We start from the raw sequence: 16200 nt of genomic DNA, 5'->3' as shown, positions 1-16200 counted from the left end.
TGACTACTCTTCGCTGAACAAGTCGCCGCCGTGCATATCGATCATTTCCAGTGCCTTACCGCCGCCACGAGCGACGCAGGTCAGTGGATCTTCTGCAACTACGACAGGAATTCCTGTCTCTTCCATTAACAGACGGTCGAGGTTGCGCAGCAAAGCGCCACCGCCGGTCAGAACCATACCGCGTTCGGAGATATCGGAAGCCAGCTCCGGTGGGCACTGTTCCAACGCAACCATCACCGCGCTAACGATGCCGGTCAACGGCTCCTGTAACGCTTCGAGGATTTCGTTAGAATTCAGGGTAAAGCCGCGTGGCACGCCTTCTGCCAGGTTACGCCCGCGAACTTCAATCTCGCGCACTTCATCACCCGGGTAAGCAGAGCCGATTTCATGCTTAATACGTTCTGCGGTGGCTTCACCGATCAGGGAGCCATAGTTACGACGCACATAATTAATCACGGCTTCATCAAAACGGTCACCGCCGATACGTACGGAGGAGGAGTAAACTACGCCATTCAGGGAGATAACCGCCACTTCAGTGGTACCGCCGCCGATATCCACAACCATAGAACCGGTTGCTTCAGAAACCGGTAAGCCAGCACCGATCGCAGCCGCCATCGGCTCTTCAATCAGGAAGACTTCACGGGCGCCTGCGCCCTGCGCGGATTCACGAATAGCACGACGTTCAACCTGGGTCGCGCCAACCGGCACGCAGACCAGTACGCGCGGGCTCGGGCGCATAAAGCTATTGCTGTGCACCTGTTTAATAAAGTGTTGAAGCATTTTTTCGGTGACGAAAAAGTCGGCGATAACGCCGTCTTTCATCGGGCGAATAGCGGCGATATTGCCCGGTGTACGCCCAAGCATCTGCTTCGCTTCATGACCAACAGCGGCGACGCTTTTCGGCGATCCGGCACGATCCTGACGAATGGCCACGACGGAAGGCTCATTCAATACGATGCCTTGTCCTTTTACATAGATAAGGGTATTCGCGGTACCCAGGTCAATGGACAGGTCATTGGAAAACATGCCACGAAATTTTTTTAACATACTAAGGGATAATCCTGAAAGCTGGGGCGGAAAACAAAATCCGCTTACTTTACCAACCACGCGCAGCAGCGACAAGGCGAAAAAATCATCTGCTGCGGTGAAAATTAGTGCAGTTCGTTTCCTTTGTTACAAATTTGACTGAGTCCGTCTGATGCTGAAATCTTCAGCAGCGCTCCGCGCTTGAATCTGTAACCTGTCAAAGGTCATGAACTGGCATTTACATTGCGATAATCCGGCAGGTAGACAAGCACACCCCCTTCACTATAGCGCGCGTTATTCTACGTGAAATCACGCTAAACGGCAGATCAAACAGAGTATCTTTGCGAATATTTTTTCACATTTGTGTCAAGTGGCTGTGAGGCGGCAAAAAATTCCCCCTGACCACCGGTGACACCGCATTGAGACAGCACCTGCCACTCGCTACGGCTGAGCACGCCCGTCGCGAAAACCTGAACCGGCATTCCCTTGCAGGCTTCAACCAGGCTCTGAACCAGCAGCTGATTCTCACTACGTTTTTCTATATTTCGCGATAATCCCGAATGCAGCTTAATAACTTCGACGTCAAGCTGCTTGATCCAACTGGTTCCAACCAGCGTCAGACCCGCCTGAACAACGGCCACCCGAATACCTAAAGCATTAATTAGCCGCATAACCGGCTGCAGACGGGCGATATATTGACAAACATCTGCCTCTGCAAGTTCAAAAATAATACGTCGACGCTGCGATTTTTCGCATTGCATCAAAGTATCGCGCAGCCAACGCTGGAATCGCGGGCGAATTAACGACTCAACCGTAATCTGTAAAGCGAGGTTTTCTTCCGGCCAGAAACCTAAAAATGGCAATATTCGGGTAATCTGCAGGCGGTCATACTCTTCTGCCAGACCGAATTGCAACACCATCGGCATATATTCCGCCGCAATCACTTCTTCTTTACCGTCATAAAGACGGCACATCAGTTCCCGGTGATGAACGCGACCATCGCGAGTTACGGCGGGTTTCTGGTAGAGTCGCGGTCCGCCTCGGCTAAGCATTTGCTCAATCAGCGTTCGCCAGCGAACGTTACCACGGCCTTTCTCCGGCAAAGAATCATCATAGACTGCCCAACTATTACTGCCTTGCAGTACCGCATTGCGTGTTGCCGCTTCCGCGTGTTCCATGACCTGAGCGGCCGTTTGCCCGCTACGGAAAGCGCAGATACCAATATGCATCATATCGTCGCGATCGAGAATTCGCGTCGGCGGCAAGGCATCCATGGCTTTCAATAACAACCCAGCAATGCTGTCCGCCTCTTTTAATGTGCGATGTGGGAGCAAAACGGCAAAATCACTCCGGTGATAGCGCGCCAACAGCGCACCGGGATAGCGCATGATAAAAGTAGAGAGCATATTGATGAGCGTAAAGTAATGCTCTTCGGTCGCCCCACGCCCCCAGTTATCGCGCAGTAGATCGAAATCAGGCAAGCGGATCATCATCACGATGCCATATGACCCGACTTTTTCCTGGTCTTCGAGCAGCGTCGTCAGCTGATTATCAAAGAACAGACGGTTACTCAGCCCAGTTTTTGAGTCCTGCGCGACGTAAGAGCGAATCAGCGTATCCATACGGCTTCGCTGATCGCTGGCAAACTGAAGTTCTGACAGCAGCATATCCAGCGCGCTACTGATGTTAGCCGGCCATTCATGTACCGATCCACGAACCTGCGGCCCACGCTCACCATTAAGAATGCGTGCGGCTCGCAGCTCCAGTAACTCCTGTCCAGCCAGTTGACGGCGGATCCAGCGCACGGAGAAAAAGATGATCAACACCATAAAGCCAATGGCGATAGAGAGCGGCGCGGTGACATGTAGAGAACGGAAATAATTAGCCATCGGATCCAGATAAACCAGATGGATAACCATACCAGGGTGCTTAAGCGATGGCACCGTGATATTGCGGAACTGGTTGCTGCTGCCTAACGGGCGATAATTATCGGTACGTGAATGGCGGTAGACCGATTTGCCATTGAGCTGAAAATCGACACTCACCACTTCGGCCGGCGTCATCAGCTCCTCCATCTGCGGTTCGAGCTGGTCAAAGGACATAGAAACCAGGCGGTTATCCAGCATCGTCGCCACGGCCTGGACCCGGTTGGACATTTTTAGCTGAATACCATTATAAAAACTCAGCGAAGAACCAATAAGCGTGACAAAGATAGTCAGGCTAGTCAGTAGCGTGACAAACGCTGAGAATTTCGTCGTTAATCGCATCCCTGTGTTAACTCCGCATGTGAATGACTACCCGACAAACATTCGGGCTCCTGTACTGGCACTTAGGCTAAAGTAAGCACTAACTTGCTAAAGAGCGACGCATACTACCAAAGCTGGCGCATCTGGCAATTTATTGCGTTACATCGGTGTCATAATGCCGTTAGCGAGTATAGTCTGCAGAAAAAATTTTCCAATCATCCAACCTATGAGGATCGGCGCATGCAGGCTTTAATCTTAGAACAGCAGGATGGCAAAACAATCTCTTCGGTGCAAACCATTGACGCCAGCCAGTTGCCGCAGGGCGATGTGACAGTGGATATCCAATGGTCGAGCCTAAACTATAAAGATGCATTGGCCATCACCGGTAAAGGAAAAATCATCCGTAACTTTCCGATGATTCCTGGCATCGATTTCGCAGGCTCTGTGCACAGCAGCGAAGATCCGCGCTTCCACGCAGGCCAGCAAGTGCTGTTAACCGGGTGGGGTGTCGGTGAAAACCACTGGGGCGGGCTGGCAGAGCGAGCTCGCGTAAAAGGCGACTGGCTGGTGGCAATGCCTCAAGGTCTGGATGGCCGTAAAGCAATGGCCATTGGCACCGCAGGTTTCACCGCCATGCTGTGCGTGATGGCACTGGAAGATGCCGGTATTCGTCCTGAAGATGGTGAAATCGTGGTGACGGGTGCCAGCGGCGGCGTCGGCAGTACCGCGGTGGCTCTGCTGCATCACCTGGGATATCAGGTAGTGGCGGTGTCCGGTCGCGAAAGTACCCATGAATATCTGAAAAGCCTTGGTGCACAGCGCATCCTTAGCCGCGATGAGTTCGCCGAAACCCGCCCGTTGGAAAAACAGCTGTGGGCTGGTGCCGTAGATACCGTCGGCGATAAAGTGCTGGCGAAAGTGCTGGCGCAAATGAACTACGGCGGATGCGTAGCAGCCTGTGGTCTGGCCGGGGGATTCGCCCTGCCGACAACCGTGATGCCGTTTATTCTGCGCAACGTCCGCCTGCAGGGCGTGGACTCCGTCATGACTCCGCCCGCTCGCCGTGCTCAAGCCTGGCAGCGACTGGTTCACGATCTGCCGGAGTCATTCTATGCGCAAAGCGCAACTGAAATTACCCTCGCCGAAGCCCCTGAGTTTGCCGATAAGATTATGGCTAACCAGATTCAGGGCCGCACGCTGGTGAGGATCGCCTAATCTGCAATTTTTCGTGACATATTCGCGATAAGTCTCCGCCTCCGTCATGCTTAGAAAAATGCATGACGGAGGATGCCATGAAACTAAAAAAACTGACGGAAGCCGACGTGACGGCAGAATCCGTTTTTATGCTACAACGTCGCCAGGTCCTGAAAATGTTAGGCATCAGCGCGACCGCCCTTTCACTCTCTCCCACCGCGCAAGCGGATCTGCTGGATTGGTTTAAAGGCAACGACCGCCCACCGGCGCCTGCAGGTAAAGCGCTGACTTTTGATAAACCAGCGCAGTGGCAAAACAATCTGACGCTGACGCCGGAAGATAAAGTATCCGGCTACAACAACTTCTATGAATTCGGGCTCGATAAAGCTGACCCTGCGGCCAATGCTGGCAGCCTGCGCACCGATCCGTGGACGCTGACGATCGGTGGCGAAGTGGCGAAACCGCTGACGCTCGATCATGATGACCTGACCAAGCGATTCCCGCTGGAGGAGCGTATTTACCGGATGCGCTGCGTCGAAGCCTGGTCGATGGTGGTTCCGTGGGTCGGATTCCCGTTACATAAATTACTCTCGCTGGTCGAACCCACCAGCAACGCCCGCTACGTGGCATTTAAAACCCTTTACGCCCCTGAGCAAATGCCAGGCCAGAAAGATCGCTTTATCGGCGGCGGGCTGGCGTACCCATACGTAGAGGGACTGCGGCTCGATGAGGCGATGCATCCTCTGACTCTGCTCAGCGTTGGCGTATATGGCAAAGCGCTGCCGCCGCAGAACGGTGCGCCGGTTCGGTTAACCGTTCCCTGGAAATACGGCTTTAAAGGGATCAAGTCCATCGTCAGTATCGAACTGACTCGCGAGCGCCCACCCACGACCTGGAACCTGGCCGGTCCTGATGAATATGGTTTCTACGCCAACGTCAATCCGCACGTCGATCACCCCCGCTGGTCACAGGCTACCGAGAGATTCATCGGCGCGGGCGGCGTCCTCGATGTCAAACGTCAGCCAACGCTGTTGTTCAACGGCTATGCTGATGAAGTTGCATCGCTGTACCGGGGCCTGAATTTGCGGGAGAACTACTAGTGCGCCTGAACGTAAAACAGATAACCGGGCTGAAAGTGATGCTCCATCTGGCCGGTTTTTTACCCTTGATATGGCTTTTCTGGGCAGGAAATCAGGGGTATTTCAGCGCCGATCCGGCAAAAGATATTCAGCACTTTACCGGTAGGATGGCTCTTAAATTCCTGCTGGCGACCTTGCTTGTCTCTCCGCTGGCGCGCTACGCTAAGCAGCCTTTATTGATACGCACCCGACGCTTATTAGGTTTATGGTGCTTTGCCTGGGCTACGCTGCATTTGACCAGCTACACGCTGCTCGAACTCGGCATTAACAATCTGGCGCTATTGGGCACGGAAGTGCTCACCAGGCCTTACCTGACGTTGGGCTTAATAAGTTGGTTGATCCTGCTGGCCCTTGCGGCGACGTCTACCCAGGCGATGCAGCGAAAACTGGGCCGTCGCTGGCAAACATTACATAACTTCGTCTATTTAGCTGCGATCCTCGCCCCCATCCACTATCTGTGGTCGGTGAAAATTTTATCCCCACAGCCAATGATTTATACGCTACTGGCGATCCTGCTTTTAGCGTGGCGTTACAAGAAGTTCCGCCAGTGGTGGCGCTAATCTCCGGATATGTGCAGTTTCCCGCAGTTCTTTTATCAGCCGCGACTCTTTACACGATAGCGGTTGATAATCTTCCCTGATAAGACCAGTATTTAGCTGCCAAATGCTACGAAATCGTTATAATGTGCGACTTTGGTTTTCCTGACGGGCTTTTATAGCCCTGAAAAGGTGACAATTGCGTATCGAAGGTATATTTTGTTTTTTACCCGAGAATGGCAGAAGATGGCCGCAAGATGGTTGATAAGTTCCGCATTTTGCTTCTAAGCAGTCGGGGCTTACCTGTCGGCTTCAAACGAAGCGCGGCGTCTTGATATCAGCAGTAATTCATATGCTTTACAGACGGCGCTAACACGCCTGTCACAATCACACTAAACAAAGAGTACGGAACCCACTCATGGATATTCGTAAGATTAAAAAACTGATCGAGCTGGTTGAAGAATCAGGCATCTCCGAACTGGAAATTTCTGAAGGCGAAGAGTCTGTACGCATCAGTCGTGCCGCGCCAAACGTAGGTTTCCCGGTGATGCAACAGGCTTACGCTGCACCGATGATGCAGCAGCCAGCTTTGTCTAACGCTGTCGCGCCTGCGGCAACTCCAGCAATGGAAGCCCCTGCAGCAGCGGAAATCAGTGGTCACATCGTACGTTCCCCAATGGTTGGTACTTTCTACCGCACCCCGAGCCCGGATGCGAAAGCGTTCATCGAAATCGGTCAGAAAGTTAACGCGGGCGATACCCTGTGCATCGTTGAAGCCATGAAAATGATGAACCAGATTGAAGCCGATAAATCCGGCGTGGTGAAAGCCATTCTGGTCGAAAGTGGTCAACCGGTAGAATTTGACGAGCCACTGGTCGTCATCGAATAACGAGGCGAACATGCTGGATAAAATTGTTATCGCCAACCGCGGCGAGATTGCATTGCGTATCCTGCGTGCCTGTAAAGAACTGGGCATCAAGACCGTTGCTGTGCACTCAACGGCGGATCGCGATTTAAAACACGTATTGTTGGCGGATGAGACGGTCTGTATCGGCCCGGCTCCGTCCGTAAAAAGCTATCTGAATATCCCGGCAATCATCAGCGCCGCTGAAATCACTGGCGCGGTGGCTATTCATCCGGGTTATGGTTTTCTCTCAGAAAACGCGAATTTCGCCGAACAGGTAGAACGTTCTGGCTTTATCTTTATCGGCCCGAAAGCTGACACCATCCGCCTGATGGGCGACAAAGTGTCTGCTATTACCGCGATGAAGAAAGCGGGCGTGCCGACCGTTCCCGGTTCCGACGGCCCTCTGGGCGACGATATGGATGCTAACCGTGCTCATGCGAAACGCATTGGCTACCCGGTGATTATCAAAGCATCCGGCGGTGGCGGCGGTCGCGGTATGCGCGTTGTTCGCGGTGATGCCGAACTGGCGCAATCCATCTCCATGACTAAAGCTGAAGCGAAAGCTGCTTTCAGCAACGACATGGTTTATATGGAGAAATACCTGGAGAATCCTCGTCATATTGAGATCCAGGTTCTGGCTGACGGCCAGGGTAACGCTATCTATCTGGCGGAACGCGACTGCTCTATGCAGCGTCGTCACCAGAAAGTGGTCGAAGAAGCGCCAGCACCGGGCATTACCCCGGAACTGCGTCGCTATATCGGCGAGCGCTGCTCCAAAGCATGCGTGGATATCGGCTATCGCGGGGCGGGTACTTTCGAGTTCCTGTTTGAAAACGGCGAGTTCTATTTCATCGAAATGAACACCCGTATTCAGGTTGAACACCCGGTAACTGAAATGATCACCGGCGTTGACCTGATCAAAGAGCAGTTGCGTATTGCAGCTGGTCAGCCGCTGTCCATCAAGCAGGATGAAGTCGTGGTTAAAGGCCATGCGGTGGAATGCCGTATCAACGCCGAAGACCCGAACACCTTCCTGCCGAGTCCGGGTAAAATTACTCGCTTCCACGCGCCGGGCGGTTTTGGCGTACGTTGGGAGTCTCATATCTACGCAGGTTACACCGTGCCTCCGTATTATGACTCAATGATCGGTAAGCTTATCTGCTACGGCGAAAACCGTGATGTGGCGATTGCACGTATGAAGAATGCGTTGCAGGAACTGATTATCGATGGCATCAAAACCAACGTTGATCTGCAGATTCGTATCATGAACGACGAGCATTTCCAGAATGGTGGCACCAATATCCACTATCTGGAGAAAAAACTCGGATTACAGGAGAAGTAATAATTCTCCCTGTCGCGAACTCACGGCGGGGCGTTTTCACTTCTGATGTCGTAATCAATAAGGGAGGCCAAAACCTCCCTTATTTACGCCCAGCGTTTAACGATAGCCTGCAATTTCTTCTCTTAGTGCAGCAAGATTTTCTTCGCCTTCAACAATTCCCAGTTCAAAGCAATACCGTTTTGTTTCACCAGGTTGGATAAACGGCAAACGACCCGACGCTCGTTCCGTATCACGCCCATCGGGAAAACTATTACTCACTTCCAGCCCCATAACATACTCACCGGCACCCAAATTTTTCCACTGAATAAAGTTCGGCAGCGCCCTGGTATCGAACTTTTCATACACTCCCCAGCCCAGTTGATGATTAATTAGCGCAACTTTACTCATTCCATCACTATCACTGTTCAGCGTCAGGTAATAAACCTGTTCGGCAAAACCCGGCTCCGGAGCGGTAATCGTCAGATGATCCGCCAGACCTTCTGCAGCACGTGGTGTTCGCGGCGTTACGCTTTTAGCCGACAGAATAATTTCCGCTTCCGGTGAGAGCAGCGGCCAGCCGTAGTTAAAGTGATAAAGAATTTGCAGCGGCTGCGCGGTAAAACCGTTATTCGTCACCTTATCTTCAATAAACAGCGTATTGCTGCCGTAAGTACAGCGAATCGTTCTTTCCAGCGTCAGGTTTTCACCAAACAGTCGGGTTTCGCGGACCTTACCGGTGATTATAAATTCTGTACCGTCATCGCTTTGTTCCGTGCGATAGCCCACCTCTTCCGCTGGTGTAGCAGCAATTCGGCCATGTAAACCTAACGTTTCACCCTCATCTTCACAGGGCGTACCGATATAGCTCAGCCCGCAGGTCGTTAATAACCCGGCGCAAAAACTGCGTAAAAAACCATTGCCCTGAGCATCAAAAAAAGCCGGTGCGACTACCCCATTAGCAGTAATAAAAGAGAGTGATACCCCCTTGTAGCTGGCCCATGCGATATCCAGTGCCCGATCTTTTAGTACCGTAAAATCTAGCCCCGCGCCAGAACGGACATCAAATGCCTCCGTTCCCTTCGCTTTACCGCTGCGTAATTCATAGTGTTTTATGCCCGCGACCTGGGAGATATGGCCAATCCACGGGCGAACATCGTTGATAGGTTTCATCAGCTATTTTCCTGCACTAACACTTGGTGGCGTTCGATAAAAGCAGTAATCTCCGCCAACATCGAGGTTCCCTCCATCGGCCCCCTGCGGGTCACAGCCAGCGCCCCGCAAGCATTAGCGTATTGCAGTGCCTGTCGCGCGTCATAACCCAATTGACGGCAGGCGATATACGCACCGCCAAAACAGTCACCCGCGCCAGTAGGATCGATTTCCTGCACCGGATAACTATCGACATGAAATTGTTCCGTTGCAGACCAGAAGCTCGCCCCCTTACTCCCACGTTTTACAATGACCTCCTTTACGCCATCTTCAAGGAAACCCGCAATGGCACGCTCTGGAGTCAAATGCGATGACAGCAGCAGAACTTCACCTTCACTCGGCATATAAATATCCGTTAGCTCCAACACAAAATGCAGGGCATCACGCATTTCCGGAATATCAAGCATCTCTTTACGAATATTAGGATCAAAAGAAATAACCCCTCCATTCTGCTTAACTAACATCACCGCTTTCTTTACAGCATTAACCATATGAAACGAAAACAGTGATGACCCCATAATATGGAAATGCGTGCAATCTTTCAGTAGAGTTTCATCAACATGGCTGGCTGATAATTTTCCACAGGCAGCATTTTTAATATTGAAAATAAAATCGCGCTCACCAGATTCATGGTAAGTGACAAAAGCACTACCGGTGGTCTCCAGCGGTAACACTGAGATTCCCCGGATATCGACCCCATCAGCCGCCAGGCGATTGATATTGATATCGCCAAAACCATCTTTGCCCACGCAACTAATAATTCCGCACGATACACCAAAGCGGGTAACCTGGTCGATAAAAATGGCTGGCGCTCCGCTAGGATAAGGACCATTCCAGATACCGGATTGATCGAATCGCTGACCTTTCTGGTTCGCCATAATTTCAACCAGAATTTCTCCAATTGTGAATACTTTACTCATACAATTAATCCCTTGAAATATTTAGCCGCGTTTTCTTTTATTTCTAACATCGACATAAACCGCAATAAGAATAACCAGTCCCTTGACTACCATCTGATAAAAATAGGGGACATTCATTAAATTCATCCCATTATTAATCACACCAATGGTTAATGCGCCGATCATAGTACCGACAACAGTGCCATAACCACCATTGAGACTCGTGCCGCCAAGAACTGCTGCCGCAATAGCATCCAGTTCATAGCTTAACGCTGCATTCGGTTGTCCTGAATAAAGACGTGAAGCCAGAATCATACCGCTAATGCCCGCTAGCACAGCGGTAATCATAAAGACTTTTATTTTGAGACGAACAACGTTGATGCCAGAATATACGGCAGCCTCTTTATTACCACCGGTGATGTAAATTTTTCGACCAAATGTGGTTTTTGTCAGAATAAAATGATTAATTAACAACAGAACTAATAAAATCCAGATAGGGATCGGGATATATAAAAACTCACCATTGCCTAATGCCAGGAATGCATTGCTTTTAATCATAATTGGCATACCATCAGTGACGATATAGGCAATACCCCTAAAAATCCCCATTGTAGCAACTGTAACGATGAAGGAAGGAATTCCGGCAATCGCCGTCAGACCACCATTAATCATACCCAAAATCAGCGCTGCAATAATAGAAAGTGGAATTAATAAAATAAAAGGTATGCCCCAGGATGCACCGAGAGCTGCAAAGGTGCCAATCAGTGCTATGGTTGAACCCACGGATAAATCGATATCACCAAGAAGCAGGACATAGGTCATCCCATAGGCAGTAATTGCGATAATCGATACCTGAAGAATAATATTAGAGATATTATTCCCAGTAAAGAAACTATCATTCAGGAAACTGAAGAAAATGATTAAGATAATCATTCCACTCAGAATCCCACCATACTGTTTAAATATTTTCTTAAAATTATTCCTGGCTGAAAGACTCCGTTCACTGGGCATAGAGATTATTTTCTCCGTCATTTACTGTACTCCTGTTGCAGCGGTCATCACCTGTGTCTGTGTCAGGTTTTCACATGGATAGATGTCAGCGATGGCTTTGTTACGCATAACAACCAGGCGGTCGCTCAGCGCCATCACTTCCGGTAATTCTGATGAAACCAGAATAATCGCCGTACCAGCAGCAGCCAGTTGACGAATAACATTATAAATTTCAAATTTCGCCCCAACGTCTACGCCACGAGTAGGCTCATCAAGCAATAGAATACGCGGCGTTTTTTCCAGCCACTTTGACAATACAATTTTTTGTTGGTTACCACCGCTTAATGCGCTCACTGGTTGATGAATCGAGCTAATTTTCGTATTCATTAGCTCTACAGATTTGAGGGTTTTCAGCTCTTCTTGTTGGTGGTTAATCAACCCCAGGCGTGACGCGTTATATTGAAAAGCTACATGATGCGTATTCATGTTCACATCGTGCATCAGAACTAACCCCTCCTCCTTACGGTTTTCAGTCACAAATGCAATGCCATGTTCAATTGCCTGTTTCGGAGAACGGATTTCAACCTTTTCGCCATCAATCAGGATCTCACCCTGCCAGGCAACAATCCCAAATATCGCCTTCATGACATCAGAGCGGCCGGCCCCCACAAGTCCGAAGAAGCCCAGTACTTCACCTGGCCTAACGGCAAAATTGATCTGATGAAAAAGAGTTGAATGAGTCAGCGCTCTGACTTCCAGTCTCGGAGTTACGCTAGCCTCGGGTTTCTCGCCAATACGTGGAGGCCAAATATTTTTCATCTCCCGTCCAACCATCTGCGCAATGAGCTGCTGAATCTGGATATTTTTCTTCTCATGTGTCGCAATATATTCACCGTCGCGAATCACTGAAATATCGTCAGAGATACGCATAATTTCGTCCATGCGATGAGAGATATAAATAACTGCACTACCGCGCTGCGTTAGCCTGGCAATAATATTAAATAAGATTTCAGCTTCGTTATCGCTCAAGGATGATGTTGGTTCATCCATGATGACGACATCAGCGGGATAACTTAACGCCTTAGCAATCTCCACCAGCTGGCGTTGCGCCATCGACATATCACCAACCAGGCCATGAGCATCCAGTGGGATCCCCAACTCCATCAACAACCGCTGACAATCAGCAAGCATTTTCCTGTCGTCAATAATACCCAACCGCATCGGTTCATTATTGGCATAAATATTTTCTGCAACCGTCATATTATTACTCAGGCTTAGCTCCTGAAAAATAATTGCAATACCAAGCTTTCGTGAATGCTGTGGATTATTTATAGCGATCGGCTTACCATGTAGTGTAATCGTCCCTTTTGTCGGAGGATAGACCCCGGCAAGAATCTTCATCAACGTCGATTTTCCGGCTCCATTCTCCCCTAATAAAGTATGAACTCGCCCTTTACGAATTGAAAGTGTGATATCCTTGAGTGCCTGAACGTGGCCGAACATTTTGGCCACGTGAGAAATTCCCAGAATTACATCCGTCATAACCACCTCAACTCCACAGTAAAATAATCATTACTACGTTAATCTAATTAGTAAGACCAAAGCATTAACAAAAGGGTTTATCGGTAACCTTTCTGGCTTTATAAAAATAAAGCTCACAATAGAAATTTATTAGAGTTAAAAATGACCATCAGGCTTAAAAATAGAGTACAACCTGACGGTCACGTAGATAATATTTACTGTAGAATAGTTTATTAAATACTATTTACCCGTATACACCCCAGGCTGAACAGGAATTAGTTTATCCACTGGTTTGCCATTCAGATGATCAACCGCAGCATCAATTGCTTTTGCGCCCATTTGGTCCGGATACTGCCGAATTACTGCTGCAAACGTTTTCTCACTGTCAACCGCATCACGTGCTTCTTTCATTCCATCGAAACCAATAATTTTAATGTTCTCATTATGGGCAGATTTTGCCGCGATAACAGCTGCCAGCGCAGCATCATCGCCAAAACCAAACAACCCATTAAGATTCCGGTTCGCCTGCATGATATTCTGCGCGGCGGTTAATGCTTCGGCACGAGTGATCCCAGGCTGTTCTGCGACAATTTTAATATTAGGAGTCGCCGCCAACCCTTTTTTAAACCCTTCTACACGATCGACAACAGACTGTAATGCCGGGTAGCTAATAATTGCCACGGTGCCTTTACCATCCAACAGCGTACCCATTAATTTACCAGCTTCTACCCCACCGGCGTAGTTATCGGTCGCGACATGTGCCACAACTGGTACACCTTCAGCTGCAACATCAACGGTGATAACAGGAATACCAGCTTTATCTGCTTTGATAATGGCCGCCTGAACGCCTTTTGAATCCACTGGTGAAATAATAATGGCATCTACTTTTTTTGTAATAAAATCTTCAACATCTGAAAGTTGTTTATTTAAGTCCTGATTGGCGATAGAGATACTTAAATCAACATTATCTTTCTTCGCTTCATCTTTCATTGCATTGGCAAGATCAATATAAAATGGGTGCTGTTGCGTCAGTAATGATGCGCCAATTTTATACTCTTTAGCAAAAGTGCTTTGAGAAAAAATAGCCAGTCCAATTAGCATCGCCAGGCCAGGAAATTTGAAGTTTTTCATAAATAATCCTCATTGTTATTTGTAGGGTTGCTTTATATTAGAGTTTACCTGCACTACCACACACGCCAATAATTCGGGTAACAACTTGTTTCATGGCGGCCTTTGCCGGCTGCATATAATGTCGTGGATCGTTAGCCGCTGGGTTATTATGAAAATGACTTTTTAATGCATCAGCAAAGGCTATTTTTAATTCTGTGGCGACGTTAACTTTACAGATGCCAAGTTGAATACATTTTTGTATATCTTGTTCAGCTAACCCGGACGCACCATGCAGAACCAAAGGTACTTCCACCTTATTGCGAATTTGCGCCAGGCGATCAAAATCCAGATGGGGCTCATGGACGTAAAGACCATGCGCCGTACCAATCGCCACAGCCAGTGAATCGATCTGCGTGCGCTGGACAAATTCCGCTGCGGCTTCAGGTGAGGTATAAGCAGAATCTTTTGCATCAACAATCAGATCATCCTCTTGTCCCCCAAGTCGCCCCAACTCCGCTTCAATGCTGACGTCATAAGCGTGACAAAAAGCCGTTACTTCTTTCACCAACGCAATATTCTTTTCAAAAGATAGATGCGAACCATCAATCATCACTGAGCGGATACCGGCTCGCACTTTACTGAAAATATCGTCAGTATTTTCGTGATGATCGAGGTGCAGGACTAACGGGATGTCATATTCTTGCGCCAGCGACGCAGCCAGCGATACCAGATTCCCCACGCCACCGTATTGATATGTCCCCGGAGTTCCTGCCAGCATAACCGGTGAACGAAATTCTGCCGCAGTTTCGACAACGACTTGTAACGTTTCAAGATTGTGGATGTTAAACGCCGGAACGGCATACCCCTGCTGCTGTGCCTTTTTCAACAGATTTTTACTTGAAATAATGTACATCTCAGCTCCTGTTATTGCGCCTAAACCTTACAAAACGAAGATGAATCATTTTTTCATTTTCATTTTGAAAGAAAACTAGCACATCACCAGGGGATAAAAGTGTGAAGTAGCTCTAATGGTGAAAAATAACTTACAAAATGTAATTTAAACATCAAGATTATTTTCCAAATGAAAGTTATTCCATTCCAGCGCAGGAGATCGTTAAAAACTTTTTAATTCAACAAGTTATTCAATTAAACATCGTACTAAACAGGTGCTTTCAACTGTCTTCAAGTTTCATGGTTACGATTAAGGTAACTTTCAAAGAAAAAGGCATAACGCTATAGTGTTAACTATTGCAGGCCAATTACGAGTGTTATCGTGCCCAGAAAATCATCTAATCTGCTGAAACGCAGGCTAAAAATCGCAGAAATCGTTAGTGCTCAGGGCGAAATTAAAGTTGACGATCTTTCGACTCAGCTTGGAGTCTCTGGTGTAACCATTCGCGGCGATCTGAGTTATCTGGAGCAGCAGGGCTATTTGAAACGTTCTTTCGGCGGCGCAATCTCAACACACCAGCTCCCGACAGAAGCTGAAGTTTCGTCACAAACAGCCAAACCATCCCAAGCATTGCAAATGGAGATCGCACGCCACAGTATGCGGTTGATACGCGATCGCGATACGCTGTTTCTCGGCCATGGCCCTCTCTGCCGTAGGGTTATCCCATTGCTTAACGGGCTGAAAAAAATTCGACTGATTACTAACGATCCTGAAAGCGCGATGCTGGCAAATCAGTTCATTGATGGGGAAATCATTCTTGCTGGCAGCGAAATGCTACGCCCTGAAGGAATTTTGGTGGGAAAATCTCTGGAGCAGATTTTTTTACATCACGCCATTACCCACAGCATTCTCGAAATAGATAGCGTTGACGCCGACGGTGCGCTGGGAATCGTGATACCCGAGCTGGTAACAGCCAGCCAACACTGCTTCGATAACTCTCACAGTAAAACTATTTTGCTAGCCACGGTAACAGGTGCAGCAACGGCTCCAATTGGCCATCTCAATCAGGTGGAAAATGTGATCGTCTGCGACAGTATTAGCAAGCAATATCAGCAACAATTACATGATGCGGATTTTGTTACTTTATATACAAATAATGAATGTTTAACTTGGTCTAATCACGAAAAAAATCAGTAATGAGAGGGCATTT

14 protein-coding genes are annotated in these 16200 nt (G+C 48.7%); 6 read left to right on the top strand and 8 right to left on the bottom strand.

Annotated features, from left to right (window positions below; genetic code table 11):
- Positions 1-3 precede the first annotated feature (3 nt).
- Both mreB and csrD read right to left on the bottom strand, forming a co-directional pair.
- Entirely contained in the window at positions 4-1047 is a 1044-nt protein-coding gene (mreB, locus tag ACMYSL_RS02920; RefSeq protein ID WP_002918653.1) for a rod shape-determining protein MreB, read from the bottom strand.
- A gap of 305 nt (positions 1048-1352) precedes the next feature.
- Positions 1353-3293, bottom strand: coding sequence for an RNase E specificity factor CsrD (gene csrD, locus ACMYSL_RS02915; protein ID WP_434661331.1), 1941 nt, complete (start codon positions 3291-3293; stop codon positions 1353-1355).
- Positions 3294-3512: 219 nt separating this feature from the next.
- Between csrD and acuI the strand changes: the two genes are divergently transcribed.
- The 5 genes from acuI (at position 3513) to accC (ending at position 8390) form a co-directional block, all read left to right on the top strand.
- Positions 3513-4487, top strand: a complete 975-nt coding sequence (gene acuI / locus ACMYSL_RS02910; protein ID WP_434661330.1) for an acrylyl-CoA reductase (NADPH) — start codon at positions 3513-3515, stop codon at positions 4485-4487.
- 77 nt (positions 4488-4564) lie between these two features.
- Positions 4565-5566, top strand: a complete 1002-nt coding sequence (gene msrP / locus ACMYSL_RS02905) for a protein-methionine-sulfoxide reductase catalytic subunit MsrP (protein WP_434661329.1) — start codon at positions 4565-4567, stop codon at positions 5564-5566.
- Positions 5566-6165, top strand: a complete 600-nt coding sequence (msrQ, locus tag ACMYSL_RS02900) for a protein-methionine-sulfoxide reductase heme-binding subunit MsrQ (RefSeq protein WP_181484694.1) — start codon at positions 5566-5568, stop codon at positions 6163-6165. Before msrP ends, msrQ begins: the two co-directional genes overlap by 1 nt.
- Before the next feature lie 394 nt (positions 6166-6559).
- Positions 6560-7030: an acetyl-CoA carboxylase biotin carboxyl carrier protein gene (gene accB, locus ACMYSL_RS02895; protein WP_110272807.1), complete on the top strand. Its 471-nt coding sequence runs from the start codon at positions 6560-6562 to the stop codon at positions 7028-7030.
- Positions 7031-7040: 10 nt separating this feature from the next.
- Positions 7041-8390, top strand: a complete 1350-nt coding sequence (accC, locus tag ACMYSL_RS02890) for an acetyl-CoA carboxylase biotin carboxylase subunit (protein ID WP_110272806.1) — start codon at positions 7041-7043, stop codon at positions 8388-8390.
- A 96-nt stretch (positions 8391-8486) separates the two neighbouring features.
- Here accC and ACMYSL_RS02885 read toward each other — a convergent pair whose 3' ends face one another.
- The 6 genes from ACMYSL_RS02885 to ACMYSL_RS02860 all read right to left on the bottom strand — a co-directional run bounded on the left by ACMYSL_RS02885 (position 8487) and on the right by ACMYSL_RS02860 (position 15011).
- Positions 8487-9539: an aldose 1-epimerase family protein gene (locus tag ACMYSL_RS02885; RefSeq protein ID WP_434661328.1), complete on the bottom strand. Its 1053-nt coding sequence runs from the start codon at positions 9537-9539 to the stop codon at positions 8487-8489.
- Entirely contained in the window at positions 9539-10498 is a 960-nt protein-coding gene (locus ACMYSL_RS02880) for a sugar kinase (RefSeq protein WP_304253783.1), read from the bottom strand. Before ACMYSL_RS02880 ends, ACMYSL_RS02885 begins: the two co-directional genes overlap by 1 nt.
- 21 nt (positions 10499-10519) lie before the next feature.
- Positions 10520-11509 carry an ABC transporter permease gene (locus tag ACMYSL_RS02875; RefSeq protein WP_434661327.1) on the bottom strand — a complete coding sequence of 330 codons (990 nt, stop codon included), beginning with the start codon at positions 11507-11509 and terminating at the stop codon, positions 10520-10522.
- Entirely contained in the window at positions 11510-13009 is a 1500-nt protein-coding gene (locus ACMYSL_RS02870; RefSeq protein WP_304253785.1) for a sugar ABC transporter ATP-binding protein, read from the bottom strand.
- A 219-nt stretch (positions 13010-13228) separates the two neighbouring features.
- On the bottom strand, positions 13229-14119 hold the full coding sequence (locus ACMYSL_RS02865) for a substrate-binding domain-containing protein (protein WP_304253786.1): 891 nt from the start codon (positions 14117-14119) through the stop codon (positions 13229-13231).
- 37 nt (positions 14120-14156) lie between these two features.
- Positions 14157-15011 (bottom strand): tagatose bisphosphate family class II aldolase, encoded by an 855-nt coding sequence (locus ACMYSL_RS02860; protein WP_434661326.1) that lies wholly within the window; start codon positions 15009-15011, stop codon positions 14157-14159.
- Between the two features lie 360 nt (positions 15012-15371).
- On the opposite strand from ACMYSL_RS02860, the gene ACMYSL_RS02855 reads away from it, so the two are divergent.
- Positions 15372-16187 (top strand): DeoR/GlpR family DNA-binding transcription regulator, encoded by an 816-nt coding sequence (locus tag ACMYSL_RS02855; protein ID WP_304253788.1) that lies wholly within the window; start codon positions 15372-15374, stop codon positions 16185-16187.
- Positions 16188-16200 lie beyond the last annotated feature (13 nt).

The sequence above is a fragment of the Klebsiella sp. MISC125 genome (genome assembly GCF_051131775.1).
In the GTDB taxonomy this organism is placed as follows: Bacteria; Pseudomonadota; Gammaproteobacteria; order Enterobacterales; family Enterobacteriaceae; genus Klebsiella.
This window is presented reverse-complemented; position numbering and strand designations above follow the sequence as displayed.